1 protein-coding gene is annotated in these 694 nt (G+C 72.2%); it reads right to left on the bottom strand.

What is annotated here, in order from left to right; all coding sequences use genetic code 11:
• Positions 1–694, bottom strand: a 694-nt coding sequence (locus FV226_RS27685) for an autotransporter-associated beta strand repeat-containing protein (RefSeq protein WP_187278882.1), incomplete at both ends; no start/stop codon positions are given.

Here is a 694-nt window from a genome sequence, read left to right as displayed (position 1 = left end):
TCGTAGCCGGGAGCCAAGCGGCCACCACTTCGGATGCTGAGGCCGCCGAGCGTGCCGGTACCCTCGATGATCGCGCCAGAGGCGACGGAAACGTCGGCCGCGCCGAGGTTGCCGCCGACCCGCAAGCGCCCCTCCGCCACCGTCACGCTGCCGGCGAGTGGGCTGTTGCCGGTGAGATCGAGCCGCCCGGCGCCGGCCTTCACCAGCGCGCCGGTGCCGTCGATAGTGCCGGAAAACAGCGCGTCGCCGCCATTCGAGCCCACGGTGAAGGTGGCGCCGCCGAGTGAAACCCGGCCGTCGCCGTTGAGCGCGGCGACGCTCTGGTTGGTGCCGGCGAGGTCGAGGCTTCCGGCCCCGGCGACGATCAGTGTCGTGCCCGCGGGGAGAGCGCCGGCGATCCCGGCCCGCAGAATCCCGTTGGTGACCGTGGTGGCGCCGGAATAGCTGTTCGCTTGGTTGAGAAGCACGGTGCCGTCGCCGCTTTTGGCAAGGGAGCCGGCGCCCGACAGAACCGCATCGACAGTGCCGGCCTGAAGCCTGTAGATTGCGCCGCGCAGGGTGCCGTTGCGGATGGTACCGGCGGTGAGCACCACCGGGCCGGCGCTCGCGCTGGTGCCGCCGAGGTCGAGCGTTCCGCCGCCGACCACGAGGGCGGCGTCCGCGGCGCCGAGGCGTCCGGTCGAGGTCAGTTTCA

This window comes from Methylobacterium sp. WL12 (assembly GCF_008039475.1).
Classification (GTDB): Bacteria; Pseudomonadota; Alphaproteobacteria; order Rhizobiales; family Beijerinckiaceae; genus Methylobacterium; species Methylobacterium cerastii.
This window is presented reverse-complemented; position numbering and strand designations above follow the sequence as displayed.